At 69.9% G+C, this 26,587-nt stretch carries 22 protein-coding genes and 2 pseudogenes; 15 read left to right on the top strand and 9 right to left on the bottom strand.

Annotation, left to right across the window (positions count from 1 at the left end; all coding sequences use genetic code 11):
- Positions 1 to 287: 287 nt before the first annotated feature.
- From AC07AB_RS37780 to AC07AB_RS37790, 3 genes are all read right to left on the bottom strand, one after another.
- Positions 288 to 719, bottom strand: a complete 432-nt coding sequence (locus AC07AB_RS37780; protein WP_478576645.1) for a hypothetical protein — start codon at positions 717 to 719, stop codon at positions 288 to 290.
- A 619-nt stretch (positions 720 to 1,338) separates the two neighbouring features.
- Positions 1,339 to 1,899: a TetR/AcrR family transcriptional regulator gene (locus AC07AB_RS37785; RefSeq protein ID WP_478576647.1), complete on the bottom strand. Its 561-nt coding sequence runs from the start codon at positions 1,897 to 1,899 to the stop codon at positions 1,339 to 1,341.
- Positions 1,896 to 3,422 carry an MFS transporter gene (locus AC07AB_RS37790; protein ID WP_478576649.1) on the bottom strand — a complete coding sequence of 509 codons (1,527 nt, stop codon included), beginning with the start codon at positions 3,420 to 3,422 and terminating at the stop codon, positions 1,896 to 1,898. The genes AC07AB_RS37785 and AC07AB_RS37790 overlap by 4 nt, the downstream gene beginning before the upstream one ends.
- Before the next feature lie 713 nt (positions 3,423 to 4,135).
- Here AC07AB_RS37790 and AC07AB_RS37795 point away from each other — a divergent pair.
- The 5 genes and pseudogenes from AC07AB_RS37795 to AC07AB_RS37815 all read left to right on the top strand — a co-directional run.
- On the top strand, positions 4,136 to 4,750 hold the full coding sequence (locus AC07AB_RS37795; RefSeq protein WP_478576651.1) for a sigma-70 family RNA polymerase sigma factor: 615 nt from the start codon (positions 4,136 to 4,138) through the stop codon (positions 4,748 to 4,750).
- Positions 4,747 to 5,424: a hypothetical protein gene (locus AC07AB_RS37800; protein WP_478576653.1), complete on the top strand. Its 678-nt coding sequence runs from the start codon at positions 4,747 to 4,749 to the stop codon at positions 5,422 to 5,424. The genes AC07AB_RS37795 and AC07AB_RS37800 overlap by 4 nt, the downstream gene beginning before the upstream one ends.
- A gap of 96 nt (positions 5,425 to 5,520) precedes the next feature.
- On the top strand, positions 5,521 to 5,700 hold the full coding sequence (locus tag AC07AB_RS37805) for a hypothetical protein (RefSeq protein ID WP_478576655.1): 180 nt from the start codon (positions 5,521 to 5,523) through the stop codon (positions 5,698 to 5,700).
- 784 nt (positions 5,701 to 6,484) lie between these two features.
- Positions 6,485 to 7,636, top strand: coding sequence for a serine hydrolase domain-containing protein (locus AC07AB_RS37810; RefSeq protein ID WP_478576657.1), 1,152 nt, complete (start codon positions 6,485 to 6,487; stop codon positions 7,634 to 7,636).
- A gap of 365 nt (positions 7,637 to 8,001) precedes the next feature.
- Positions 8,002 to 8,361 (top strand): annotated as a pseudogene (locus tag AC07AB_RS37815) (helix-turn-helix domain-containing protein); the annotation flags it as partial.
- A gap of 38 nt (positions 8,362 to 8,399) precedes the next feature.
- Here the strand turns inward: AC07AB_RS37815 and AC07AB_RS37820 are convergent.
- Complete coding sequence (locus tag AC07AB_RS37820; RefSeq protein ID WP_478576682.1) at positions 8,400 to 9,191, bottom strand: GNAT family N-acetyltransferase; 792 nt, start codon at positions 9,189 to 9,191, stop codon at positions 8,400 to 8,402.
- Between the two features lie 166 nt (positions 9,192 to 9,357).
- A complete protein-coding gene (locus AC07AB_RS37825) occupies positions 9,358 to 10,281 on the bottom strand; it encodes a LysR family transcriptional regulator (protein WP_478576684.1) in 924 nt (307 codons plus the stop codon).
- Positions 10,282 to 10,487: 206 nt separating this feature from the next.
- On the opposite strand from AC07AB_RS37825, the gene AC07AB_RS37830 reads away from it, so the two are divergent.
- From AC07AB_RS37830 to AC07AB_RS37840, 3 genes are all read left to right on the top strand, one after another.
- Complete coding sequence (locus tag AC07AB_RS37830) at positions 10,488 to 11,378, top strand: 3-hydroxyacyl-CoA dehydrogenase NAD-binding domain-containing protein (RefSeq protein ID WP_478576659.1); 891 nt, start codon at positions 10,488 to 10,490, stop codon at positions 11,376 to 11,378.
- A 76-nt stretch (positions 11,379 to 11,454) separates the two neighbouring features.
- The gene (locus AC07AB_RS37835) at positions 11,455 to 12,375 is read left to right on the top strand and encodes a hypothetical protein (protein ID WP_478576660.1); all 921 of its coding nucleotides are present in this window, start codon (positions 11,455 to 11,457) and stop codon (positions 12,373 to 12,375) included.
- Between the two features lie 468 nt (positions 12,376 to 12,843).
- Positions 12,844 to 13,713, top strand: coding sequence for a 3-hydroxyacyl-CoA dehydrogenase family protein (locus AC07AB_RS37840; protein WP_478576661.1), 870 nt, complete (start codon positions 12,844 to 12,846; stop codon positions 13,711 to 13,713).
- 664 nt (positions 13,714 to 14,377) lie between these two features.
- Here the strand turns inward: AC07AB_RS37840 and AC07AB_RS37845 are convergent.
- Positions 14,378 to 15,592: a hypothetical protein gene (locus tag AC07AB_RS37845; RefSeq protein ID WP_478576662.1), complete on the bottom strand. Its 1,215-nt coding sequence runs from the start codon at positions 15,590 to 15,592 to the stop codon at positions 14,378 to 14,380.
- Between the two features lie 455 nt (positions 15,593 to 16,047).
- Between AC07AB_RS37845 and AC07AB_RS37850 the strand changes: the two genes are divergently transcribed.
- A complete protein-coding gene (locus tag AC07AB_RS37850) occupies positions 16,048 to 16,851 on the top strand; it encodes an aminoglycoside phosphotransferase (protein WP_478576664.1) in 804 nt (267 codons plus the stop codon).
- A gap of 421 nt (positions 16,852 to 17,272) precedes the next feature.
- Here AC07AB_RS37850 and AC07AB_RS37855 read toward each other — a convergent pair whose 3' ends face one another.
- Complete coding sequence (locus AC07AB_RS37855) at positions 17,273 to 17,572, bottom strand: hypothetical protein (protein WP_478576666.1); 300 nt, start codon at positions 17,570 to 17,572, stop codon at positions 17,273 to 17,275.
- A gap of 877 nt (positions 17,573 to 18,449) precedes the next feature.
- Here AC07AB_RS37855 and tap point away from each other — a divergent pair.
- Together tap and tpg are read left to right on the top strand one after the other, a co-directional pair.
- Positions 18,450 to 20,711, top strand: a complete 2,262-nt coding sequence (tap, locus tag AC07AB_RS37860) for a telomere-associated protein Tap (RefSeq protein WP_478576667.1) — start codon at positions 18,450 to 18,452, stop codon at positions 20,709 to 20,711.
- Positions 20,712 to 20,717: 6 nt separating this feature from the next.
- Entirely contained in the window at positions 20,718 to 21,275 is a 558-nt protein-coding gene (gene tpg / locus AC07AB_RS37865; protein WP_478576669.1) for a telomere-protecting terminal protein Tpg, read from the top strand.
- A gap of 576 nt (positions 21,276 to 21,851) precedes the next feature.
- Here the strand turns inward: tpg and AC07AB_RS37870 are convergent.
- Positions 21,852 to 22,790: an alpha/beta hydrolase gene (locus AC07AB_RS37870; protein WP_478576671.1), complete on the bottom strand. Its 939-nt coding sequence runs from the start codon at positions 22,788 to 22,790 to the stop codon at positions 21,852 to 21,854.
- 107 nt (positions 22,791 to 22,897) lie between these two features.
- Between AC07AB_RS37870 and AC07AB_RS37875 the strand changes: the two genes are divergently transcribed.
- Both AC07AB_RS37875 and AC07AB_RS37880 read left to right on the top strand, forming a co-directional pair.
- Positions 22,898 to 23,884: a GlxA family transcriptional regulator gene (locus AC07AB_RS37875; protein ID WP_478576672.1), complete on the top strand. Its 987-nt coding sequence runs from the start codon at positions 22,898 to 22,900 to the stop codon at positions 23,882 to 23,884.
- A gap of 369 nt (positions 23,885 to 24,253) precedes the next feature.
- The gene (locus AC07AB_RS37880; RefSeq protein WP_478576674.1) at positions 24,254 to 24,847 is read left to right on the top strand and encodes an exonuclease domain-containing protein; all 594 of its coding nucleotides are present in this window, start codon (positions 24,254 to 24,256) and stop codon (positions 24,845 to 24,847) included.
- A gap of 146 nt (positions 24,848 to 24,993) precedes the next feature.
- Here AC07AB_RS37880 and AC07AB_RS37885 read toward each other — a convergent pair whose 3' ends face one another.
- Positions 24,994 to 25,596, bottom strand: a complete 603-nt coding sequence (locus tag AC07AB_RS37885; RefSeq protein ID WP_478576676.1) for a TetR/AcrR family transcriptional regulator — start codon at positions 25,594 to 25,596, stop codon at positions 24,994 to 24,996.
- A gap of 86 nt (positions 25,597 to 25,682) precedes the next feature.
- Here AC07AB_RS37885 and AC07AB_RS37890 point away from each other — a divergent pair, with 86 nt between their 5' ends.
- Both AC07AB_RS37890 and AC07AB_RS37895 read left to right on the top strand, forming a co-directional pair.
- Complete coding sequence (locus tag AC07AB_RS37890; protein WP_478576678.1) at positions 25,683 to 26,063, top strand: carboxylesterase family protein; 381 nt, start codon at positions 25,683 to 25,685, stop codon at positions 26,061 to 26,063.
- A gap of 51 nt (positions 26,064 to 26,114) precedes the next feature.
- A pseudogene (locus AC07AB_RS37895) lies at positions 26,115 to 26,587 on the top strand (IS5 family transposase); the annotation flags it as partial.

Raw genomic sequence — 26,587 nt, forward strand, 5'->3', positions numbered from 1 at the left:
AGCAGTCCCTTCCGGCAGAGCCCAGCAGCAAGTCCCATGATTTCTTCGCGGGCCCATCGCCTCCTGACATTCGAGCGGACGCGGCCGGCTTCGACGGCTGCTCCCAGGGTTCCGTTCTCAGCGACGGGCTGAAAGGCCATCAGGCGCGCGTGGTTGTCGCGGATGGCACCGCCGTCCAGGCATGTACGCGTGTCACTCACCAGTACGCAGCCGTAGCCGACCGCCACAAGTCCTCATCGCCCCTGAACGGGGTACCAACTCGGTGGCCTGGCTTGCGTAAGGAGAGTTCAGTGGCCGCCGCGCGGTTCGAAGCAGCCGGTCTCCGGGAAGCGGCCGTTGAATTTGACCAGGTAGTTGGTGGGCTGTGTGAACGCGGTGACGCAGGCGTCATGGCGGACCCGCAGGGCGATGCTGGCGCCTTCGGGCCTGACGGGATGGGTGTCGGCGAGTCCGAACCGCGTTCCCATGTCCTGCACGATGAGCGTTCCACGGCCCTGCTCGCTGTCTGGGCCCTCGTCGCGGTAGCCGAGCTGGAGCAACGCCGCCCGCACACTCTTCGGGTCCCACACTTTCTGTTTCCAGAGGCGTTTGACGACGGGTTCGATGCGGTCAGCTTCTCTCCGGGCGACCTCCTCGCCGGCGGGGGACATGTCTTCGGGGATCTTGAAGCCGTTGTTCTCGCGGTAGTGCGGGGCACCGCCGTGGGAGTCGGGTTCCACATTTCCCCGTGCGGGCCCGGCAGGGGAGTGTGTGGGCGAAGGGGAGAGAGTGGTGCCGAGGCTCGGGGCGGCGCCGGGCACCGTCGGGCCGGTGGGCTGCCGACCGCAGGCGGTCAGGGGCAGGGCGGCGCCCAGGAAGAGGATTGCAGCAGCGTATCTGGATCTGAATATCCGCATAAGGAGGACCTTGCCACGGCACCGACGCAAGCAACGGCTTGGGTGCGGAACCTTGCCAGAGGTCGGCTCCGCAGTCAGCAGACACCCTCGGCAGCGCCGCCTCAGCGCCGCCGCCTCAGCGCCGACGGCCTCGCCACGGGGTACGTCGGCCGCGGCCCGGACGTCACCCCCGTCCCCCGCGACCTCGACAAGCCCGTCATCGGCCTTGCGGCACCTCGGGCCCCAGGGGGCAGGAGCAGGGGGGGCCGGGACTGCTGCCATCAGCCCCGGACACACCGCTCAGCACACCGGGCCCCGCACCGCGGCGCAGCCCGTACCGCCTCCGAAGGCCCCGTGCCCGCCCGGACCCCGGCCGTCATCCCGCCGTCGTACGGCGCCCGTCGGCACGCGGCCCTCGGCAAGACCACCCCGACCGCGCTCTGAGCCGCTCCGCGGCCAGCGGTCAGTCCTCCCTCAGGAGGGTGCCCCGCAGCAGCTCGATCAGGTCGCCGGGGTCGGCCTGGGCCAGTTCGTCGAAGGCTCCGGAGTGCCGGCCCAGCAGGACCCCGGTCATGGCAGCCGCCATCAGCTCGGCGCGCAGCCGCGGCCGGTCGGCCCCTTCGCGGACGAAGCGCTCGTGAAGGGGCTCGACGAGTCGCGTGTGCAGAGCCGTACGTGCGGCGTCCTGCGCCGCCGGGTCGCCCAGTGGTTGCACCGCAACCTGGAGCAGCGGGACGGGCCCGCGCCGGTCGGTTCTGTCGAAGACCTCACGCAGCCTCTGCTCGTCGAAGAGGTCGGGCGAAGCCACGTCGCCCCGCTCGGCGTGCAGCGCGGCGATGTACAGCAGCGTCTTGCTGCCGAAGTAGCGTGCGATCAGTGCCGGGTCCACGCCGGCCCGCTCACCGATGTCGCGGATGGTGGTGCGGTCGAAACCCCGCTCGGCGAACAGCTCGCTCGCCGCCGTCAGCAGAAGCTCGCGGCTGCGGGCCGCGTCGCGGCGGCGCCCCGGCGTCTCGCCGCTCACCGCTCCGCCCCGGTGCTCGCGACGATGCCCGCGCCGTCCGGGCCCGGGTCGGTGTCGGCCGCGAGCGCTCGACGTTCGCTTCTGGCCACCCTCGCCGAGGTGCCACGCGCGCCGGTCCGGATCAGGACGTACGCCACCACGGCGGTGGCGGCCCAGACCGCGCATCCCACCAGCCCGGCCGTCCGGTAACCGCTCTCGGGCGGAAGCCCCTGTCCGGCGGTGCCGGCTGCTTGGAGGATCACGGCGCTCAGAGCGCTGCCGGCGGAGTATCCGATGTACTTCACGACCTGATTGAAACTCATGGCGCTGCCTGTTTCGTGCGCGGGGACGCCTTCGACGACAAGCCCGGGCGTCACCGCGAAGTTGACGCCGACGCCGAGTCCGGCCAGGGCCATCGTCAAGAACACCTCCCACAGTCTGCCGTGGGCGAACACGAAGGTCAGCAGGGCCGCGAGGGAGAAGAGGCAGCTCACGGGCAGCAGACGCACCGGCGGCCGGGTCCGGACCAGGACCCGCACCACGCGGCCGGCCACCAGACTGCCCGCCGAGAACGGCACCAGGATCAAGCCGGTGACCACCACGGAGGCCCCGAAGCCGTACCCGGCGCTTGAGGGCGTCTGCACGTACCGCGTCACCAAGGAGATCAGCAGATACATGCCGACGCCGCCCATCATGGTGGTCAGGTGCGCGGCGAAGACCGTACGGTCACGGACCAGTCGCAGATTCACCAGCGGATGCGCGGAACGCAGTTCCTGCAGAGCCCAGCCGACCAGCAGCAGTACTGAGACGGTACCCAGCACCAGCAGCCGGGGCGACCCCCAGCCCCAGTGTTCCCCTTGGGTGAGGGCGTACAGGAGCCCGCTCATGCCGAGCGTGAGGAGCAGCGCCCCGGGGATGTCCATCGGGTGTGCCGGACGCTGTGGAGGGGCGGGGAGTACGACGGCCGCGGTGATGAGGGCCACCGTGGTGGCGATCACAGCGAACCAGAACGCCGCGTACATCCCGAGGTTCTCGGCGAGCAGCCCGGTGACGGGGTAGCCGATGCCGACGCCGGCCGCTGTCGTGAGCGAGAGCGTCGACAGCGCCGACCGGGCCCGTTCCGGCGGTACGGAGTCGCGCGCCGTGGCGATCGCCAGTGGAACGAGCCCCATGCCCACGCCTTGGAGTGCCCGCCCCACGATGAGCCAGGCGAACCCCAGCGGCAGTGCCGCCAGCAGGCTCCCGACGAGCACCACGGCAAGGCCGGTCAGGATCACCCTTCTGCGGTGCGGCCCGTCTCCCAGACGCCCCATGGCCGGCGTGGCCACGGCCCCGACCAGCATGGTGATGGTCAGGGACCACTGCGCGTCGGCGGTCGAAACGTGATCCACGGCAGCGATGGTCGGGATCAGCGGTGCACCGAGGCTACTGATGATCGCGACAAGCATGCCGAGAGATACGAGAACGGGGACCAAGGCCCGTTGTCGCCAGGCGGCGGGGGCGGGGCCGGATATCGGGTGCACGGGACGGGCTGCTCCTGTCATCAGACACTGACATCAGATGATGTCTTCAGTTGATGACAAACAGTGTCTCACCCGCGCGGACCTCGGCCGATCGGGGGAGTCTCCGGCGGGGTGCCTGACCTCCCGGCCTCATGGATCGAACGGGATGCTGGGTTCATGGGGTGCTGGAACGCGGGCAGGGTCGCGCGTCCGGGGGGCACCGGGTGTTTCGGCCCCTCCGGCGCAGCCGCCCCCGGCGGCGGCGGAGACCGTCTGTGACATCCCCGCGGGCCGAGTCGGGGACCGGTCGACGCGGTCTTGGCTCGCTGAAGGAGCTGCCCGGCACCTCGGGCCCGCGCGCCGGGCCCGAGGTACCGGCGTCCAGCGGTAGCGCTGCCGCGCGGCGGAAGCTTTTCATCGCTTCCATCCATTTCTGTACTGCTATGCGGATACCTCTCGCCTTCTGATCGCATCCCGTGTGATGTACGCCACTTCGATGAACGAACGTGGTCACCGGCGCGGCCATCCGCTCGCCGCGTGTGCTGGTCAGGGGGTGCGCCCGGCAGGCGTGATCTTGCTTCTCGTATGCATATGTATGTGCAACGTGAGATTTTCCGGGTGGTGCATGAGTGGTTCGCGTTCGAAATCGCTTAGGTGGTGAGTGAGGCCCAACAAGCCTCTGGCGCAAGTGAGTTGACGTGTTACTGCCTCAGTGGAAAGAGACCTGCGATGACCATCTCCCAGGGGAGGTTTGTGTGAGCGGCGATGACGTCCACCAGGACGCGGCATCGGCGCCGCGCCGCCCCCAGCTGACCCAGCCGGTCCCCGCCTCCGTGGACCTCCCGATCGACTTCGAAGCCTTCTACCTGGGCCACCAGGAGTTCTTCCACACCTTCGCCGAACTGCATCTCGGCAGCCGTGCCGCGGCCGAGGAATCCGTCCACCAGGTCTTCCTGGAGATCCGGGCGGGCTGGAACGGCCTGCTCCAGGAAGAAGACCTGGAGCAGCACACCCTCGCGGTCCTCCACCGGCACGTCACCGCCCAACTGGAGCGGGACGGACGCGACCCCGCGTTCGTCATCAACGGGCCGATAGCGCGCCGCCTGCGCGCGGTCCGGGACGAGCTGGAACTGGCGGACGGTCCCTGCGGCCTGTACGAGGCGATCACCCTGCTGCCGCCCCGCCAGTTCACCGTGATCGTGATGCGCCACCTCATGGGCTACCCGACCCGCCAGATCGCCCGGTTCATGGGGCTGGACGAGCGCACCGTCGACTACCACGGCCGCAAAGGCAGGGACCGGCTGCGGGTGCACCTGCAACTGCCGCCGCACCCGAGCAGGAACAACAAGAGGAAAGGGCGAGGACAGTGACCCAGACGATCGACGACCTCCTGGCCGACGCGTACGTGCCCACCACACCCCCCACCGCGTTCGACGTCGGAGCCGCCCTGCGCCGCCTGGCCGCGGACGCCGCGCAGACCGCGCCGCCGCCGGACATGGCCCGCGCCGCCCAGGCCGGACAGCGCCTCGGCGTCGTCTCCCGCTGGGTGCTGAACGGCCCAGGGGCGGCCGGGCACGTCGACCAACTCGCCGAAGGGGCCGGCCCCCACGCGCATCTGGTGGAAGAGAAGGAGATGGACGTCGCCGGGGCGCTGGTGTTCGCCTGCCTGCTCCACCTGACCGGGCACCCCGAATCCGCGCAGTTCTGGTGGCAGTTGGCCGCCGGAGCCGGCAACCGCGCGGCCGCCTACTGCCTGCACCTGCACCATCTCCACCTCGGGGAGCCCAGGGAGGCCAGGCACTGGTACCACCAGCTGACGCACTCCATGACCGACGAATCCAGCTTCCCCGACGACACGTTCATCGAAGGTCTCGAAGTCGTCGCCCACTACGTACGCACCAACGGCTCCATGGCGAAGGGCCCCACCGGCGGCCTGGAGGAGGAGATCGACCGGCTGGCCTCCCGCAGCGCCGCCTGCGTCATCGTGCCCCGGCCCGACCGGCGCCTGGCCGACCGGCTCCACCAGTTCACCGGCCGCCGCTGACAGAACAGCGGAGGAGCCCATCCGGCCATCGGTTCCAAGGCCACCAGCCGGAAGGGCTCCCTGCCCGGCATTCCCCCGTACGGAAGGACACCTGCCATGCACGATAGCCAAGAGCGCCCCGACCCCCGCAAGGCCGTCACTCGTACGCAACGGCTCGTGCGATGGGCCGTACGACAACGCCGCGCCGCCGCGGGGCACTTGCTGCGCGGCGCTTGCTACGGCATCGGCGCCGGCGCGGCCAGCGTCATGGTCTTGTGGATCCAGGAAAACCTGTGACCACCGCACCCCCCGGCCCCCTGCTCCGCCACTGCGCGGCGGAGCGGGCAGTCGTTCCTGTTCCGGCCCACGCCAAGAGACCTGACGCAGGCTCGTACCGCCGCCGACGGGTGTTACGTGGCGGGGTGGATCAGCATGAGTACGGCGTCCGGGACCGGATCGCGGGTCTCCCGCGCTGTTGCGGAAGCGGGGGCGATCGCGGGGCCGAGCCGCCACTGTTCCGACACGCCGCAACGGCCGTCTCGTAGGCCCATTCGGGGAGTCGGTGGCGTCTCCTGCTGCTGGCAGCTGCCCGGCAGACCGGCTCGGGGAATCCGCGGAGTTGGAGCCCACGGAACTGTCCGAGGCGAACAAGGCGGAACGGCGGGGGCTGGCGGCTGCGCAACGGGAACCCGGCGCAAACGCGGAGATCTTCGCCCCGGCCCGCCCCGCTCCGTCGTCGGCACCAACGCGTTACCCGTCGTCAAGGAGTGGCTGGAAGGGCCGGGGTCAGCACGCATTCACTGCCGATGGCTGGGGGCTCCAGATGAAGGCCGACGCGCTGGCGCGAATCTGGGACCAAGCAGCAAATGCGGTTCTCTGAGCGGTTGCGGGGGAGGGGCGTCGGCGAGCTACCGCACCGTTCGGCGCGGTGTACGGCAAGGCTCCGCAATGCGGCTCGTGGGTCAACTGACTTGGGGACAGCCCCAGTCGGGCTCCTGCGGCTGTCCGGATGGTGCGCTGATCCGCGCGCCAGCAGGCTGGTCCCTGTTGCCACAGCCGCGTACAAAAGGAAGGGCCCATCATGTCGAAGCGCTCTCACCGTCGCCGGATCACGGCGGCGGCCATGTTGGCCGCCACCACCCTGGCCCTGGCGGGCACACTGCCCGCGTCCGCCGCGCAGACCCGGGCCGCCGGCCCGGTGCAGCGCGGGCTGGACCGGCTGGTGCAAGAGGACGGCTACCCCGCCGCATTGGCCGCCGTGACCGGTCGCGATGGGCACACCCGTAATGCCGCCGCAGGCGTCGCGGACCTGCGGACCGGGGCGAAGGCGCCGGTCGACGGGCAGGTGCGGGCCGCGAGCGTCACCAAGTCCTTTACCGCCGCAGTCGTCCTGCAACTCGTCGGCGAGGGCAAGGTCGCACTCGATGCCCCGGTCGAGACCTACCTGCCGAGGCTGCTGCGCGGCGACGGCATCGACGGCCGTCGCATCACGGTGCGCCAACTGCTCCAGCACACCAGCGGGTTGCCCGACTACACCCAGTACATGGACGACCTGGTCACCAACCGCCACCGTTACCACGAGCCCCGTACGCTGCTCGACCACGCGCTCCAGCACAAGGCAGAGTTCCCGCCCGGCACGAACTGGAGGTACAGCAGCACCGACTACGTGGTGGCCGGGCTGCTGATCGAGCAGGTCACCGGCCGCCCGGTGGGTGAGGAGATCACCCGCCGGGTGATCGACCGCATCGGGCTGCGGCACACCTACTTCCCGACCGTGGGCGACCAAAGCATTCGGGACGTCCACCCGCACGGCTACGTCTCGTTGAAGCCCGGCGCACCGCTGCTGGACGTCACCGAGATGGACCCGTCCGCGGCCTGGGCCGCCGGCGCCCTGATCGCCACCCCGAGCGACCTGAACCGCTTCTTCGGCGCCCTGCTCGGCGGCAAGCTGCTGAAGCCCGCGCAGCTCGCCCAGATGCGGACGACCGTGGCGATCCCGGCCGACGCCGGGTACCCGAAGGGCACCCGGTTCGGCCTGGGCCTGTCCAGCCAGCCGCTGAGCTGCGGCGGCCTGATGTGGGGGCACGACGGCGACTTCCGCGGCTACGCCGCCTACCCGTCCGCCACCGACGACGGCCGCGCCGCCACCATCGCCGTCACCGCCAATCCGGGCCCCGCCAAGCAGGGCCGCGAGGACGCCGAGCGCCTGCTGGACACCGCACTCTGCGAGTGACCCGCCAGCTGGACACCGCCCTGTGCCGGTGACCCGCCAGGCCGTGCCGCACCCGCTCAACGGGGACGGCGAGCACTGGCCGGAGGAGAAGCCGACGAGCCATGCATCATGCGAATGGCCTCGGCGAGTGGCGGCCTGACGGGAGGCTCCTGGCCGCACCGCAGCGACCACTCCGCGGTGGCCCACCTCGGACCGGCGGTTCTGGTGTACGCCAAGCCGAGGGAGGTGACTCGCCCCGGCACCGGATGATCGGTTTTCAGCGCTGTGACCGGAAACGATCACCGGGTTGGGGCCCGACCGGCCTTGTCCAGGTCGGATGTGACGACAGGTCTGTTCGGCGCGGGGAGGGTAGCGGGGAGGGTGCGGTGGCGGAGCTGGTGAGGGCTCGTCGATCGACTGGAGCGAGGGGGCAGAAGTTGCAGCGGATCGTGCGGCGGAGCAGTACCAGCACGGTGCGGTTCCGTCGGGCGATGATGCTGCCGTCCCGGTGATCGCGCGGCCGGTGCGGGCCGACGAGGGAACGGTGTGTGACGTGCTCCACCGCTTCGACGAGAGTGGGCTGCCCTGCCTGGCCCCTATGCGGGAGGGAATCCGTCCCCGCGTGCTCAGCGATGACGATGGGGGAGTCCGTCATCCAGACGGCCACCACCCGCCCCGTAACGCTGGGCAAGCCCTTCGCCCGCTGGCCGATCCGCAGACTCGCCGAGCATCTGCGGACGAGCCGCGTTGGCAGGGATCACGACGTCCGCTCGGTCGGTACAAGTCAATGCCGGGGCGGTGACCATACGTATGGCGTGGCGGTTGTCACGGCGTGAAAGCCCAGTCGTCGCAGGATCGGGGCGCTGTCGTCGGTGGCGTCCACGAGCAGGAATCTGATGCCACGGGCGACGGCGATTTCCGCGCGGGCGGTAACCAGAGCGCGGTAGATGCCCTGACTGCGCCATGCAGGCAGAGTCGTGCCGCCCAGCAGATGGGCGAACTCTGTTCCGGGGCGGAAGATCAGCCACGCGGCAGAGATCACTTCCCCGTCGGCCTCGGCCGCTATGACGGCGATCTCGTCCCGGGCTGTGGCGATGCGTGCGATGAGATCATCGCCGATCCAGCCCCACTCCGGCCCCCAGACGGCCGTTTGCACGTCGGATATGCGATGCATGTCGGCGTCTGCGGTGACCTGACGGAGGGCGACGTGGTCCGGTAGAACGGGCTGTGCGGCCATCTCCTCCGCGAGACCGATGAGGACCGTGGTCTGCTCTTCCGGAACGAAACCCGCGGCTCGCAGGCGGTCGGTGAGATCGTCCGGCTCGTCATGCCCGCGGACCTTCCACTTCACCATCTCACCACGCGCCGTGAAGTAATCACGCTGCCGTGCGATGAGCCGGTCGAGCTCAACGCCACGTACTCCGACGTCCTGTGGGGCGAAGACGAAGCCGTGCGGTGGTCCGATTCTCCGCAGCAGGGGCCCGTCCTGCTCGAATGTGACATCGGCGCGCGGATTGAGTGATGCTCCACGCATCTGCTCGTCGTAGGCCGTGAGTAAGCCGTTGATGTCCGTCATGATCAAGACAATACGGGCCGTGGCAACCCCGTTGCCGAGCACGGCGGCGCCCACCGCCTGGCCTCCGAGCCCGCCGACCTCACTGTCGCCATCACCGAGTGCGCCGTACTTCACAGGGCGCGAACCCCGGAGCCGCATGAGTCCGGATGAGGTCTCGGGACGGCTGTCACAGACCTTGCGGGTTTCCCGGTGGCAGGCTGGTGATCATTTCCAGCAGGCGGATCACGGCCCGGTCGGCGTCGGGGCGGTAGACGGCGTACACGGTGGTGTCCAGGCGGCCGGTCGGCCCGTGGAGCGGTACGAAGCTCACGCCCGGCACCGCGAGGTGCCGCAGGTCCTCGGGGAGCAGGCTCACGTACAGACCCGCGGCGACGTAGCTGAACAGGCCGCTGAGGTCGTCGGCGACCACTGCCCCGCGAGGGGTGAATCCCGCCTGGTGACAGACGTTCTGGAGCTGCTCGGCGAGGACGGGCAAGGCGGTCGGGTCGGGCAGGACGAAGTCCTCCTCCCGCAGCTGGGACAGGGCGATGCCACCGGTGTCGGCCAGCCGGTGCTCGCACGGCACCGCGGCACCGATCCGCTCGGTGGCGATCACCCTGCTGACGAGGCTGTCGGAAAGCCGCGCGGGGTCCCGCAGGAAACCGAGGTCGAGCGCCCCGGTACGCACCCGGTCGGCCACTTCCTGCGAGGAACCGTGGTGCAGATGCACCCGGAGCCCGGGCAGGCGCTCGGCCGCCGTCCGCAGCATCGTGGGCAGGTAGAGGTGGCTGAGAAGGCTGACATAGCCGACCCGGACATCCCCTTCCAGGCCGCTCGCGACCCGCCGGGCCCGCTCGACCATCGCGGTCTGCAGATCGAGCAGCTGCCGCGCGTCGGCCGCGAAGACCTCACCGGCCGCGGTCAACCGCACACCGCCGGGGCCGCGGTCCAGAAGGCGCACGCCCACCACCTGTTCCAGACGCTGGATCGACTGGCTGAGCGGCGGCTGGCTCATGCCGAGGAGCTCAGCGGACCGGCCGAAGTGCCTCTCCTGCGCCACCACCAGGAACTGTTCCAGCAGCCGCCGCGACAGGTTGATATTGCTTTCCATATCACTCACTACTAGATCATATATTGGACAGACTGGACTCCTCGGAGGTCCACTGGAATGGATCAAACCCGCCGGAGCACGGCCGGCCGGCGCTCGTCGTACGGCGCTCAAGTGGCCGCCCCTTCTCCCGTCCCGTTCGCTGGGTACGGGGGCCGCTGCCGTGCCTCCCGAGCTGGTTCCTCTTCTCTTCCTGTGAGGTGATTTTCGTGGCCGTCGTGACGATCGTCGGCGCCGGCGTCATCGGTGTCTCCTGGGCGCGTCTGTTCGGCGCGGCAGGCTGGGAGGTCCGGGTCAGCGATCCGCGGCCCGACCTGCCGGAGCTGGTGGCGCGCGAGCTGTCGGGCCTGTCGGTGACGGCCACCGCCGATCTGGCCGAGGCGGCGACCGGCGCGGACTTCGTGCAGGAAGCGGGGCCGGAGCGCGTCGAGGTCAAGGAGCAGATGTTCGCCACGCTGGCCGCGTGTACGCGCGACGATGTGGTGCTGGCCTCGTCCTCGTCCTCCCTGCTGCCCTCGGTGATCGCCCGGGGCAACCCGGCGGCGGACCGAATCGTGATCGGCCATCCCTTCAATCCGCCGGAGCTGATGCCGCTCGTCGAGGTGGTGCCGGGGCCGCAGACATCCGCCTACACGGCTGACAGGGCGGTCGAGGTCTACCGCGGGCTCGGCAAGCTGCCGATCCGGCTGAAGAAGGAGATCCCCGGGTTCGTGGGGAATCGCCTCCAGAAGGTGTTCAACGACCAGGCCGCCTACCTGGTGCAGCAGGGCGTGATCGACGTCCGGGACCTCGACGACCTGGTCCGGGCCTCGCTCGGCCTGCGCTGGGCCACCGTCGGTCCGTTCGAGAGCGGCGTCCTGGGCGGCGGACCTGGCGGCATGCGCCATTTGGCGGAGCACGTCGGCTCCCAGATGTCCTTCGACATCGGTACCCCGGATCCGGAGCGGATGGGCGAGGTGCTCGACGCCGTCGAACAGGCATACGGCACCGGTGAGTCGGCCTACGAGCGCCTCGCCGGCCTGCGCGACGGCCGTACCCGCACCGTCCTCAAGCCGCTGGGCTGGACAGAGCCTGCCACCGGGGACGGCCGGCCGCGGTGACGCCGCCCCGGCCGGTGGTCTGACAGGCCGAAACACCAAAGACAAGCAAGGACAAGCAAGGAGAAGGACGGTCACCATGCCGCGAGAACTACTGGCGTTGCAGGTCGTACCCGGGAAGGTGCTGAAGGTCGGCCTTCCGGACGGCCGGGTGAGCACGTTCCTCGACGACGCGGGCGCCGCTCCGGACGGCATCGTCGTGGACTCCCACGTCGTCTACTGGACCACCATGGGTGCTCCCCTCGTCGACCCCGAAACACCCGGCGAAGCTTGTCAGGACTTCTCCCGCCGCAACGGCGGCGTCCACGCCGTGAGCCTGGACGACGGCTGCCGGAGTGACGTGGTGCCGACCGGAGCGATGACGACCGGCAAGCAGCTGACCAGCGACGGCGCCGGCACGCTTTACTGGGGGGATCGCGAAGGCCATCGGATCAGCCGGGTCCGGACGGACGGCAGCGAACTGACCGACCTCGTGGTGAACCCCGCCGAAGACGGCATCCTGGCCGAGTGCGTCGGAGTGGCGGTCGATCCCGTGCGCGGGCACCTGTACTGGACGCAGAAGGGCCCGGCCAAGGGCGGCAAGGGCCGCATCCTCCGCGCCGGCCTGGACATCCCCGCCGGCGAGACGGCCGAGGACCGCTCCGACATCGAGGAGCTCTGGCACGACCTGCCGGAACCGATCGACCTCCACCTCGACAGCGGCTGGCTGTACTGGACCGACCGCGGCGCACCGCCCAATGGCAACACGCTGAACCGTGCGCCCGTTCCTGAGCCTGGCGCGACGGGGCGGGCGCCCGAGATCGTCGCTGACGGGTTCACCGAGGCGATCGGCCTCGCTGTCGACAGCCAGGAGGGCATCGCCTACGTCTCCGACCTCGGTGGTCACATCCGCGCCGTACCCCTGCCCGACGGCCCCGCAGCCGGACAGGAACCACGTGAGATCGCCGCGTTGCAGTCCCCGTTGACCGGACTGTGCCTCCTCCCGCCCGAGAAGCCCTGACGAGGGGATCCGCGCGAGCCCGGACACGACACCGGACCCGGCTCGGCTTCCGGCAGCCACACCTCAAGGTCCCGCAGCCGGCCGACCGGATCACGGCGAGAACGCCAGGGCGGCGCGGCCGACCGCGTAGTCCGCAGGGCCGCAGGACCGCCAGCGGCCGGAAGCCATAGCGCTCCATGAGGTGCCGAGCGCCGCGCCCCGCCCCAGGTCCGGCGACGAGGGCAACGCCCCGCCCCAGGTCCGGCGACGAGCGCCGCGCCCTGCCCCAGGACCCGCGGCGAGCGCTGGCAAGCGCAGGTGGTGGGCCCAAGGAGAGCGCCCACGCCACCGGCCTACATGCCGTACCTCCCCCGCATGGATCACACAGGTCGTTCGGCGGCATGGCCCACCGGACCGTTGGAGGGGCGGGCAGGCCCCGCCCCGAGGGATTTCACCAGCCGCAGCACCCCAGAAAGCAGAGGAACCGACATGGCCTTCACCATCCCCACAGACATTCAGAACCGGCCGGTCACCGTCATCGGAGCCGGCACCCTCGGCCGGCGGATCGCCCTGATGTTCGCCACGCGGGGAGGACACGTACGGATCTACGACAAGTCACGTCAGGCCGATGAGGCGGCGCTGGCCTACGTCGAGGAGCACGTGGCCGAGGTCGCGGCAGGCATCGAGGGCGGAAAGCCGGGCCAGGTCACGGTCACCCACGACTTGGCCGAGGCGCTGCTCGACGCCTGGCTGGTGGTGGAGGCGGTCCCGGAAAGACTGGACCTCAAGAAGGAGATCTTCGGGGAACTGGACCAGGCCGCCCAGCCGGACACCATCCTGGCCAGCAACTCCTCGTCGTACGCCACCAGTGAGTTCATCGACCGGGTCGAGCACCCCGAGCGCGTACTGAACATGCACTTCTACATGCCACCGCAGCAGAACGCGATCGACCTCATGTCCGACGGACACACCGACCCGGGCATCCTCGACCTGCTCACGCGCGAGCTGCCACGCTTCGGCATCTTCCCCTTCGTGGCACACAAGGAGTCCACGGGCTTCATCTTCAACCGGGTCTGGGCCGCGATCAAGCGCGAGGCGTTGGAGGTCGTGGCCGAGGGAGTCTCCACGCCCGAGGACGTGGACGAGATGTGGAAGATCAACACGGGGCTCGGCACCGGACCCTTCCGGATGATGGATCAGGTCGGCCTGGATGTCGTCCTGGACATTGAGAACCACTACGCACAGGAGCGCCCCCATCTGCCCGCGGGCCCCAGGGAACTGCTGAAGAAGTACGTCGACGCCGGCCACCTGGGCGTGAAGTCCGGCCAGGGCTTCTACACGTACGACAACCAGCGTTGACGCGGACGACGAGGCAGTCCGGGAGCCGGGCTGCCAGAGGCCCCGGGCCGATGCACTCGGCAGCGGCCGGCCCCCGGGGTGCTCGGTGAGGACCCTGCCGGCTCGTCAGCCCTCGGAGCAGTTGGACTTGTCCGAGTCGTAGAACGCCTGGCGGCCCGGGGCGGGGGCCGCCGCCGGTTGGTGCCGACCTGCGGTGCGACGCCGTTGGCGCGCGGCGCCACGGCGGGCTTGACCTCGACGGCGGGCTCGTTGCCGGGGCGAGCCGCGCGGCGGACAGCGGAACGTACGTACCTCCTCGTGAACCGCTGACCGACCGGTGCCGACGGCGACCAGTACGTAGGGCCTTCGGAGGGTGGCCCGGCTGGGACCACCGGGCTGACGGAACCGCTGACGGTCGCGCGAAGGCCCCGTGCGTGATGGTTTCCATGCCGCCGGAGACCCACGACGTGCTCGGGAACGGCGTAGCCGCCCGCCTCCCAGCCACCGACGAGGCGTCCACCGCGACTGCTGTCCGAACAGCGCTTGACCTGCATCTTCCGGCCGGGCAACCCATCGGTGCGGCTGAAACTCAGCCGGCACCGATGGATGCACTGTTCGTGTCCGGAGGGCCGGCACGGCCACTGCGCCCACGCCCTGACTCGGCGATGTGCGCGAAGGCGCCTCGTCAGGAGTCGGCCGGGGCGGCCGACCGCAGTTCGGCGATGCAGTCGGTGATCGCCCTTTGGAGGGTCTCCAACTGTTCGAGGAGCTCCTCCTCATAGAGGTCGGCCGCGTCGTCGAGCGTCAGCTCCTCGAACGCCTTGGCGGCCTTGCGTACCCTTCCCTGGAACCGCGACCGGCGTTCGTGCGCGCGCAGCTGCGGATCGCTGTCGACGGCCTCGGCGACCAGGGAGCGCATGGTCTTCTGCGCGTCGGCGGCGTACGGGGCCTCGTCCTCCGCGTCCAGCCCCTCGATGAGCGCGAGGTGCTGCTTGGCCTCGGCCACGACGTGCTCCGGGGCGGGCACCCGGTCGCCGCTGGGGGTGGTCATCTCACCGCTGTCGATGACGTCCCGGACGAAATCCACCGAGGTCGCCACGCGTGCCGCCGACGCCACCGTCTTGGACAGCTCGCCGGTACGGGCGATGTCCTTGGCCAGCTCCTGGCCCAGCTCCGGGTCGTCCTCCAGCCGGTCCAGCAGCGCGTGCCGGGCGGCCTGCGCGGTGCCCGGATCGGCGAGGATCGCGGCGCGCAGCGCCGTCGGGTTCTCCGCCACCTCCAGCGCCTTGGTCGGGCGGATTCCCTCCGCCTCGGCCACGGCGGAGATCGCCTGGCCGCGCGGCGAGTCCGCGCTGGAGCGCGAGGTGTAGTAGCCGAGCCACACGTCCGCGTCCGGAAGATCGATGTCCACGCCGGGCGCCAGCGCCTCGAACACCGGGACCACGCCGTCGTCCGCCGCCCGGTCCCAGGCTCGCCAGAACCGCATCACGCGCTCGGCGGAGCAGCCCGCGAGCCGCGCGAACTCCTTCGCCGACACCTTCGCCTCCGGCTCGTCCGCCTGCCCCGCCGGCGCTCCACCGGGCCGTACGCTGCGCGCCACCTTCAGCGCGAACGTCCATCCGCCGGTCCGCGCGAACGTCCCGAACTCCCGCGCGTCCCGCCGCACAGCGCTCTCGACATCCTGACCAGCCACTTGGGCGTCGGTCCCGGTTTCCTGGGCCGACACGGGCTCCTCGGTGGAGACCTGCTCCTGGGCGGGCGCCGGAAGCACGGGGGCAGCGGCGCCCCCCGCGGCAGCGAGAGGTTCCGTCCACACATTCGCCTCCTCCGCGGGAGCGGCCCCGGCAGTGGGGTCGACAACTTCCTCGGGGGCGGGCGCGGTATCCGGGTGCGCGGTCATGAGAACTCCGTCGGGTACGTGAACGTGACCCTCGATTATCCGCCATCGGACGTCGCCGAGTCGCACAGGTACCCCCGGCACGCCAAGACGCTGAAGGCCGCCGTGGACGGTTTGTGCGATTCGGGGTTCACCGACGGGACGTACGAGGTCGGCGCCGGGGCGGAGAAGATCCCGCCGGGCACGTACCGGACGACCAGGGCGCCGTGGACGGTGATTATGGGGCCCTCGCTCTCGGTGCTCCCGGAGGTGCCGAGAGCCGGAGTCGTCTCAACTCCGGTTCGTGCATCCGTGATTGATGGGGTAGCGGGTCGCTACGCTGCGCTTATGACGAGCGAAGCGCGGAAGCCTCCTGCACGCCCGCCCTCCCAGCCGCCTCCGGGGCGTCCTCCCAGCGGTCCGGGGCCGGACAAGAATCCGCCCTTCCCGCCGAACCCTCCGAGGCCGGGAGTCTGACCGTGCGCGTCGAGCGTCTCTCCTTCGACAGGCTCCCCGAAGAAACGCGCGCTGCGGTGGACGACCGGGTGGGAGCGGGACGTCCGAGAGCCGAGATGGCCACGGGGGAGAGCTCTGGTATCGCCACGCTCCTGTTTCTCCCGGACGGCGGAAAGATCTTCGTCAAAGGTCTCCCCGAAGACCACGAACGGGTCGGCGAACTGGAGGCGGAGGCGAAGGTCAACTCCTTCTTGCCCGAGTTCGCTCCCAAGCTGCTGTGGCAGCTGTCGGCGGGCGGGTGGAGGCTGTTGGGTTTCGAGGGTGTCACCGCCACCCCTTGGGCCGACTTCAAGCCTGGCGGTGGCCACCTGGAGCCTGTTGCGGCGGCGTTGCGGGATCTGAGCACCCGGCCTGCCCCGGATGTCGGCCTGATGGAGGCGTGGGACCGATGGGGCTACTACTGCGACCCCGAGGACGAGCCGCTGCTCCAAGGACACCAGCTCGTGCACGCTGACCCGGCGGCGACGAATTTTCTTATCGCCGGCGACCGAGCGTGGCTGGTCGACTGGGCGTGGGCGGCACAGGGGCCGGGATGGATCGACGCGGCCCTTTGGGGCTTCCGGCTGGTCCTGGACGGGAAGCAGCCCCCTGAGCAGGCAGAACAATGGGCTTCGGCCATCCCCGCTTTCGCTGAGGCGCCCCGCCGGGGGGTGCGGGTGCTCGCCGAGGCCGAGGCGCGGTCGTGGGAGGACTGGAGAGCGTACGGCGTGGCGGGGATCGAAGGAATCGCCAAGGCCGCCCGCGTATGGGCCGACTTCTGGGCATGAGCTGGGTGGGCGGCCGCCCTGAGCGCCCCTACGAGGGGTACCGACTACGCGGCCTGCCAGGGGCACCGAACAGCACGATGGTGGTCCTCATCGCCCCTGCGAGGGCGGGGCCAGGTGGCGAGGTCTCGGCCGGGCAACGAGACGAACTGCCATCCTCACCCAGCCGGTCCCGCACCGACATCGCCGGCAGCCCCTTCGGCCACGCCCCCATGCTGTGCGCACCGTTCACCGGAATCCGCTGGAAACTCCACGGCCGTAGCGACACCTCACCCACACCTCAGGGTCCGAAGCCGCCTCGCGCTCCTCAGCGAAGGACCCCGCGGCCCCGCTGGCAGCACCCCGAACACGATCACCAACAGAGTCACGGTATTGCTTCATCGCGAACTCTGTGAATCGTTGAACCACCAGCACGAGCACTTCTTCAGGCGGAAGGGCTTTGGGCGGGACAGTGCCAGTCGGCCGCGTAGATCGCGTTCCCCTCCGCGTCGCTGAGGTGGAAGCAGTCTCCGTTGGCCCACACCGCGACCGAATCGGGGCGATGGTCGACCTGGAACGGCTCGTCCCCGCGCAACGTCCCGGACCAAGAGCCATCACTCGCAGCCGAGTGGGTCGCCACGACGCAGGTCTGGTTCGGCAGGATTCGATAGATTTCGGCCCAAGGCTCCACGGCCATTTCCAACGCCTCCTCGCCATTGTTGCTGACCAGTAGTCGTGCTGTCATTCCTGTGAACATTTTTGACCTCCCCCTTGCCCTGCGGCGGTCAGTCACCCGAATCCGGTCCATGCGTGGGCATTCAGCACGATCCTCACACGCGCGTTCCTCCTGCCCAAATAGGAGCGCATTGCCAAGAGCGCCCTGCGGCCGTCGAATGCGGTCGTGAGACCGCTGCCCATGAAGAACGCGGGGAAGATCCGCCCGGAGTGTGGATCGACGTGACCGACCGCGTCCTGCGGGATGCTGCCCGAACCCGGTCACAAGGCGCCACGTGACCCGGCAGGCCAGGCCGGGTGTACCGGCTCCTGTTGTGCGACGAGGCCCTCCCGGAAGCCTGGGAATCCCCACCCGACGACCCCAGTTCACAGCTGACCGTCGCCCTCGCCGAGACGTGCCACAAACCCCTCAGCGATATCGAGCCCTATGGCGTCGATGATTGCATCGACCGGTAGATTATCCGCCCCTCGTCGCAGCCGTCGTCGCTGTCAATCGCGACAGGCAGGCCGTGCGGATCTACCGCATCGAAGACCGTCGAGCCTGAATGAGATCACCGAGGATCACCGATTCCATGGTCCGCCTTGCCCGGGTTGAAGGCCGCCTTGCTCTATCGGCTGGGCGCATATCTTGAGAGTGGCGATCACGGATGATAGGACCGAAACCGCTCGCCGGATCTGAGGGCTGGATGACGGCGAGTCACTGTTCGACGCGCACGGCGTCCCTCAGTACGTCATCTGTGGTTGCTGCTACAACGAGTCCGGGATCGGCGATGACACCATCACCCCGGACAGGCGTATAACGCCTTCCAGTCCCGCGCGATTCACGCGCGATCAAATGAGCGAATCGATGCGCGATTTGGGTATGGTGTCCATCGGAGGTGACCGCTGTGTCCACTGATGAGAACGAGCTGTTCAGCGCCGTCGATGCGCTGCTGGGGCAGGTCGCGCAGGACGATCTGCCGTCACCCGAGGAGCGTAAGCGTCTGCGTGAGGCGGCGGGCCTGAGCCAGGCGCAGATCGCCAGGGCGCTGGACACCCGCCGGGAGGCGGTGGGGAACTGGGAGTCCGGCCGGACGGAGCCGCGGCCGCCGAAGCGCGCCGCGTACGCCCGGCTCCTGGAGGGTCTCGCCGCGCGCTTCCCCGCGCCGGCGTCCGACCCGTACACGCCGCCGCCGACGGACTCCGCGGACGCGACCGCGGGTCCGGTCGACGCGTACACGCCGCCGCCGGTCCCGGCCTATGCGAAGGCGATCGGTCAGACCGTCGGCGAGGCGCACGTCCCCCCGCCTACGGCCCATGAGGACATTCCGGCCCCGGCCCTGAAAGCGCCGGCGGCGAGCAGCACCAAGCCATCGGCGTCGCGGCGCCCGGGCATTAAGAAGGCAGCGCAGAGGCCGGCCCCCCGAGTCGCCGTCGACCCGCGCTTCGAGAACGGCCCGCTGGCCGTGGTCGACGCTGACGCCGACGGGCAGGTGTCGGCGTACTGCGTCGGCGGCCTGGTCCTGGACGTACCCGCCAAGTCGATCCCGGCGCTGGTCGACTGGACGCTGGCCGAGGGCAGGCTCGGGCAGGCCCGGCTGCACCGCAACGGCCGCGACGCCGACCCGATCCTCGTCCTCACCGCGGCCGCGCTGGAGCGCTACGGCCTGCCCGCCGCCCTGTCGGAGGAAGAGTGGCGCCACGGGCGGCTCCCGGACAGTCACAAGGTGGTCAAGCAGATCCAGCGGGCCGGGCTCCAGCTCACCCAGCGCGGACTCGGGCCCTGGGCCCGCCTCTACCGCGACCCCGAGGGCTCCCGGCGCCGCTGCGTCCAGCTGTGCATCCTGCCCTGGAACGCGCTGGACGCCCGGGAGTGGGACCGCAAGGACGACCCGCAGCTGCCGACGATGCACCCGGCCGACCTCGCCCGCTACCTCGGCTCGTACGCGGAGCGGGTGATGACGCCGCGCGGCACCACCGCGACGACCGGCCTGGAGCTGATGACCGCGCTGCGCCCGCCGACCCGCGCGGAGAAGGACCCGGCGACCGGTGAGTTCCAGCGGGCCTTCAACGACGACGCGCTCACCGCCCTGTACGACGTGGTGGAGTGCGAGGTTCCCGACGAACACCCCGTCCTCAAGGGGAAGTTCGCCCGCCATCATCTGCGGACCCCGGCCGAGATGCTGATGGAGGAGCCCTACGACTGGTGCCGGCCGCTGACCGATGAGGAGTGCATGAACCGGTTCCTGGTCGCGGTCGACATCAACATGTCGTTCGCCGCCGCGGCCAACGGCCTCACCGTCGGGCTGAACGGGCCGACCCATCTGAAGAACAACCCGAGGTTCGATGCGGCGCTGCCCGGCTCGTGGCTGGTCGACCTCTCCCACGTCGACCTGTCCCGTGTCGACATCGGCGGCCGTACGGTCGACGGCGATCGGCTTCCGTCGCCGTTCACGCCGAAGGGCGACCGCCCCGAGGGCCCGGCCTGGTATGCCACACCGACCGTGGCCTACGCGGTGGAGCTCGGCTTCCAGGTCGCGCCGGTCGAGGCGTACGTCCGTACCCAGACCGGCCGCTACCTGGACCCCTGGTACAAACGGCTCCGCGATGCGTACATCGCGACGATGGCCGACCTCGGCGTCAGCACCGGCATGGGCGGCAGCGAGTTCCTGGAGGCGATGGCCCGCTCCAAGAGCGTCGATCCGACGATGGCGCTGCTGGCGACCGCCATCAAGGCGACGGCGAAGGGCGGCATCGGCAAGCTGCGCCAGCGCAGCCGGGGCCAGGTGCCGTACTACGAGCCCTACCCGGCCCTCAAGCGGGAGACGTGGCGCCCCGACATCCGGGCCGCCGTGCTCGCTGCTCAGCGGATCGGTCTGCACCGCAAGCTGATGAAGACGGCGGCCGCCGCCGGCCTGTACCCGGTCGCGATCGGCACCGACGCGATCGTCTACCCCTCGCCCGGCCCGGCCCCGCTGGACGTCCTGCCGCACACCGACGAGGGCAAGCCCGTTCCGGGTACGTTCCGGCTCGGCATCTCGCCGGGAATGGTGAAGCACCAGGGCACCCGGACCGTCCTGTGGGCGGAAGGGCAATTCGAGGAGCACGGCGGCGTGTTCAACGTCTCCAACCTGATCAAGACCGACCCGACCGTCGGAGAAGGGGAGTAGCAGGTCATGGTGGACTCGCTCGGGGACGGCCTGGACCGCGCGCTGGAGCAGGCGTTCACCCGCCGCATCCCGCAGAGCGCCCAGGCGCAGATGAAGTACCTGGTCAAGCAGCTCAAGGGCACTAGGGCCGTCGCGCAGGTGCTCGGTGTCTCCCAGCGCACGGTGGAGCGGTACGTCGCCGGGAAGCTCAAGCGGCCCCGCAAGGACCTCGCCGGGCGTATAGAGCGCGAGGTGAAGAAGCGGTGGCAGCCACAGGTCCGGGCGAGGGCGAAGAAGAAGGCCGAGTCCACGGACGGCATCGTCGTCTCCACCCGGGCGCGCTTCGGGTTCACCGCGGCCCCGGGAACCACCGACGACGCCCGCATCCGGCACATCAACCAGGCGCTGTCCCCGCGCTGGGCCGCGCGGCTGTTCGAGGCCCGTGACCAGGGCGCCACCGAACAGCAGCTCCTGAACATCGCCGCGCAGGGCCTGGGCGAGCACTACTTCCGCGACAACGGGCGCCGCGCCCGCGACCTGGACGTGGAGTTCACCGACGTTCAGGACATCGAGATCACCCTGTAGCCGGGGCCTGCCGCGAGGCACGTGGATTCGCCACCCCGCGGGAAATTCGCCGGCCTCTCCTCTGGCGACGGCGACCTGCGTGAACCAGGTACCCATCCACAGGGGGCCTTCGGCACCCAGGGGCTCGGGAACCTCGTGGCCCCCCGGCCATGAGGTATCGACGCCCAGCACGGCGAGACGTGCCCCGGGGTGCCGGAGGCGGTTGGGGGAGCACGGGACGCCACGGCAGCGGCGTCCCGTGCGGGGACAGGGTTCTCGGCGGAACGGGAAGCGGCGCGTGGGCGGTGCATAGCAAGGATGGTCCATCCCACGCGTCGGCCAGGCGGGCCAAGGCGGCTGGTGCGCTCGGGGCTTCGCGGGCGGCCTGGATGACCCGACCCGATCTCGATCACCAGGGACAGTCGGGCGGCTCCGGGGAGGTCGTCATCAGTGGTGACCGCCGACTCCTGACATCGCCTCGCTCCGCAGGGGGATGTACCGACTGAGCCGTCATCACATTCACCGTCCGCCGAACCCGCTGTCGGCCGGCAGCCGACCGGTCCCGGTCTGTGGTCGTGCGCCGTCCAGCGGGGACGTTCACTGATGGAGGGCTTCGCGAAGGGCCCGCACCTGGTCCGCCAGGTTGCGCTTGCTGACCCGAGCCGTCGGGAAGAGCAGGTCGAACCCGTGCACGGCGCCCGGGGCCTGGATCAGTTCGGTGGTGACACCAGCGGCGCTGAGCCGCTCGGCGTAGAGGCGGCCTTCGTCCCGCAGCGGGTCGACCTCGGCCACCACGACGAAGGCCGGAGGCAGCCCGCTGAGGTCGGAGGCGTGTGCCGGGGAGCCGTAGGGGGTGAGCTCGTGGCCCCCGGCGTAGTAGCGCCAGGCCCACTCGGCCGCGGCGCGGTTGAAGACCGGTGTATCGGTGGACTCCCGCATCGAGGAACTCGTCATGCCGCTGTCCAGGGCCGGGTAGAGCAGTACCTGGAAGACCACCTCCGGCCCTCCCAGATCGCGGGCGCGCTGGACGGTGGCGGCCGCGATGTTCCCGCCGGCGCTCACCCCCGCGATGGCGATGCGCGCAGGGTCGCCGCCGATCTCCGCCGCGTGTCCGGCGAGCCAGGTCAGCGCCGCGTAGGCGTCGTCGGCCGCGGCCGGGTAAGGGTGCTCGGGCGCGAGGCGGTAGTCGACGGAGACGACGACGGCATCGGCGCCCAGGGCGTACTGCAGGGCGTGGCCCTCCTCGGCCTCGGGGGAGCCGTAGGTGAAGGCGCCGCCGTGCAGGTAGAGGACGACCGGCAGGTCGTGGTCGGTGGCAGGGCGGTAGACGCGCAGCCGCAGCCGGCCTCCGGGGCCGGGGATGAACAGGTCGTCGACCTTCGCTCGCTCGTCGATGGGTGTGTCGGGGCGCTCCCGCAGCCGTGCGTACAGCTCGGGCTCGGCGAGGACGGAATCCAGACCGTAGAAGGGGAAGACGCCTGCGTCGGTGGTTTCGAGCAGGGTCTGGATCTCTGAATCGACAGGGGGGACGGACATGAGGGGACCGCGTCTTTCGTGTGTGGTGTGCGGGACTGACATCAGTCTCTGGCACCCATGAGCACACCAGAAGTGGCCCGAGGGCCATCATGTGCAACTATTGGGCCATGACTGTTGCGGCACCTCACCAAGTGGTCGTTCTCGCCCTCGCGCCGGTAGTGGCCTTCGACCTCAGCATTCCGGCCCAGATGCTGGCCACGGTAGAAACCCGCGCGGGAGACCCGGCCTACGAGGTGCGAACCGTCACGCCGGACGGCTCTGCGGTGTTGACGGTGAACGGGTACGGCATCACTCCCCAAGGCGACCTGTCCCTGCTGGAACACGCTGACACCGTGATCGTCGCGGGCACCCGCTGCCCCGAGGTGCTCGACGACGGTGCGGTGGACCCCCGTATCGCGGAGGCGTTGCGTGCGGCCCGGCGCCGCGCTCGGGTGGTGGCCCTGTGCACCGGGTCGTTCGTTCTCGCGGCCGCCGGCCTGCTGGAGGGGCGCAGAGCTGCGACACACTGGCGCTACGCGGAGCAGTTCAGGCGGCTCTTCCCGGCGGTCGACCTCGACATCAATCCGCTGTACGTCGCCGATCGCGATGTCCTGACCTCGGCCGGTGGCGCGGCGGCCATCGACCTGTGCCTGCACCTGGTCCGGGAGGACCACGGCAGCTCTGTGGCGAATCGAGTGGCCCGTTACAACGTCGTCGCGCCCATGAGGGACGGAGGACAGGCGCAGTACATCGACCACCCGGTCTCGGAGGACGCGGGGACGTCGACGGCCGGGGCGCGGGCGCTGATGACGGAGCACTTGGACAGGCGGCTGTCCCTCAAGGACCTCTCGGCGCACTGCCATATGAGCGTGCGGACGTTCACCAGGCGGTTCCGGCAGGAGACAGGTCTCTCCCCGGCTGAATGGCTCGCCTCCGCCCGCTTGAAACACGCTCGCTACCTGCTGGAATCGACAGAGCTGCCCGTGGACGACATCGCCGCCGGGAGCGGTCTGGGAAGCGGTACGAACCTGCGGCAGCACATGCGGGACAACCTGGGCACCACCCCCTCCGCCTACCGGCGGGCATTCCGCTCGACCACCACGGTGTCTACATGACCTCGGCCTTCCGTGGTCGCCCTCCCCGCGGCCTGCACTGCTCGTCACGGCCTCTGAGCTGTCGCGTGGGTTCAGTGACGGAACGGCTTGACAATCCCTATCGGGAAGCCTTGTAAGGCGCCTGTCGGTTTCGAGGGTGCTTGCGGTCCAGCCACGTTTGTCAGACCCCCTCGGTACGGTCGGCGCATGCGAGCTACAGCAACATTCACCAACTCCTGTACCGAGACGGACTGGATTGGACCCCTCCGGTTGAAACAGTGAGACCAGACTTTGTCGCGCGGGCCAATGCGACGTGCACGGATCATTAACAGCTGCTGGAGGTATCGCGTTGCGGCCGTACTCGCACTCGATCATTGAGAGAGTGCCGGGGTGTCTACCTTCGTTGTATTCGACCTTGAGTTCACATCGTGGCCGGGAGCCCTGGAGAATGATTGGGGAGAGCCCGGGCAACTCCGCGAGATCGTGCAGATCGGGGCCTTGCGCCTGAACGAGGACTGCTCGGTCGCCGAGGAGTACGAGGCGCTGGTAACGCCTACGGTCAATGCCCGGCTTTCCCCCTACTTCACCGAACTGACCGGCATCAGCCAGGAGACCGTCGACAAAGGAGGGGTCCCCGCGGCGCAGGCTCTGGGCGAATTTCTGAGATTCTGCCGGGGGCAGACCGTACTCTCCTACGGCAACGACATGGTGGTGCTGGGAGAGAACGTCGGCTGGGCACGTGCACGTGGAGAGGAGATCGAGAGCAGCTTTCTCGACGCGGCCTTCGTGAACATCCGGCCGTGGCTGAACGCTGTGGCGCCGGTGACGGCGCAAGCGAACGTGGGTCGCTTGTGGAGCATGCTGGGACTGCCCAAACCTGCCGCCGGGCAGGAGCATTCAGCGCTGTTCGACTGCCACTCCTTCGCCGCTGCCATCAGCCATCTGCGCAGCTGCGGGGCCGTCTTGCCCGAGGGGTGCCTGTAGCCCGCGACCCGGGGCCCGGAGCACGCCCGGTCCGGCTCTCAAGACGCTCAGCGGCCCGGGCTGACGGCCTGGGTTGGCCGGCCCGGGCAGGCCGCCCGGGCTTGGTCTGGAGGGCGCTCAAGAGATCAGGTTGCGCTTGGGCGCGGTCAGGTCTCGTTGGTGAACAGCCGGTTGAGGTGCTGGTCGACGGCGCTCAGGGCCTCTCGGGGCTCGATCACGTTCAGTTCGATGAGCGGGGTCAAGCCGGTGAGTGCCAGGAGCAGGTTTGTCTCTGCCGCCGGGTCGCGGTCGGGGCTGATGTGGCCATCGGCGATCGCCTGGCGGACGATCTGCTCGATGAGGGCGCGGCCGTGAGCCAACCCGTCGCGTGCGCGTGCATGGATGTTCGCGTTGCGCATTGCCTCCAGAACGTAGGCGGCGCTCATCCGGCTCGTCGCGCGTGCGTCGGAATGCAGCGGGAGCATCTCCGTAAGCATCACTCGGATCATGTCACGGGGGTGTGGTGGGTCGCCGAGTTCCCTGACGCCTTCGGCGACGCGTAGCGATGTCTGTTCGGACGCGAAGTCCATGGCGAAGGCCAACATCTCTTCTCGGGTGGCGAAGTAGTGCTGCACCGCGCCGTGGGAGATACCGGTTTCCTGGGCTACTTCGCGGACGCTCGCGTGCGCGATGCCGCGTTGTTCCACTACGCGCCACAGCGCTCGGGTGATCGCCTCGCGGCGTTCGCGGTGATCCACCTGCTTGGGCATCGCCGGCCTCCCTTTTTCATACGGTTGACATATTACACATGACCGGTAAAAGCTGGGAGTCCGTTCGTGGCGGAAGGGCGTGTGGCATGTCCGAACAACCAAGAGCACGGACCGCGGAGGGCCGCGTCGCAGGACGCCGGCGGGGAGAGCACGCGGTGTTCCGCGGCATCCCCTACGCGCGGCCGCCGATCGGGCCGCTGCGCTTCCAGGCGCCTGCCCCGGTCGAAGGGTGGGGCGGGACGAGGCAGACGACCGAGTTCGGCCCCGTGGTTCCGCAGGCGGGTCCGACGGCCGAGAGCTCATCGGGGAACGACTGGCTCACGCTCAACGTCAGCACCCCGACCCTGGGGACGGCCGGCCTGCCCGTGCTGGTATGGATCCACGGCGGCGCCTATATCGCGGGGGCCTCCAGCGATCCGATGTACGACCCTGCGGCCCTGACCAGCGCGGGCCTAGGCAGTGTCTGATGGTTCTTGTCCGGGTGGTGGATCTGCCGTGGTTTCGGGCAGGAGCCCGGCATGGTGCGGCGGCATGAACTGACCAACGCGCAGTGGGAGCACATCGCTGCCCTGCTTCCGGAGGCCGGTGGAGCGGGTGGGCGCTGGGCGGATCACCGCACGGTCGTCAACGGGGTGCTCTACCGGACCCGGACCGGAATCCCCTGGCGTGACCTGCCCGAACGCTACGGTCCCTGGCAGACCGTCTACGAACGGCACCGCCGCTGGTCGGCCGACGGCACCTGGGCAAGGATCCTGCGCGCGCTCCAGGCCGGCGCCGATGCCACCGCCCGGGACGCGGACGGCTCCTGGGCGGTCAACGCCGACTCCACCACCTGCCGAGCCCACCAGCACGCCGCCGGGGCACGGTACCGGCCGCCGTCCGACCACCCGAAAAAGGGGGCGGCGCCCGTGAGGAAGCGGAGGGGCGTGAGGCCCTGGGACGCTCCAGAGGCGGACTGACCTGCAAAGTCCACCTCCTGGCCGACGACCGG

It is taken from the genome of Streptomyces sp. NPDC044033 (assembly GCF_056434425.1).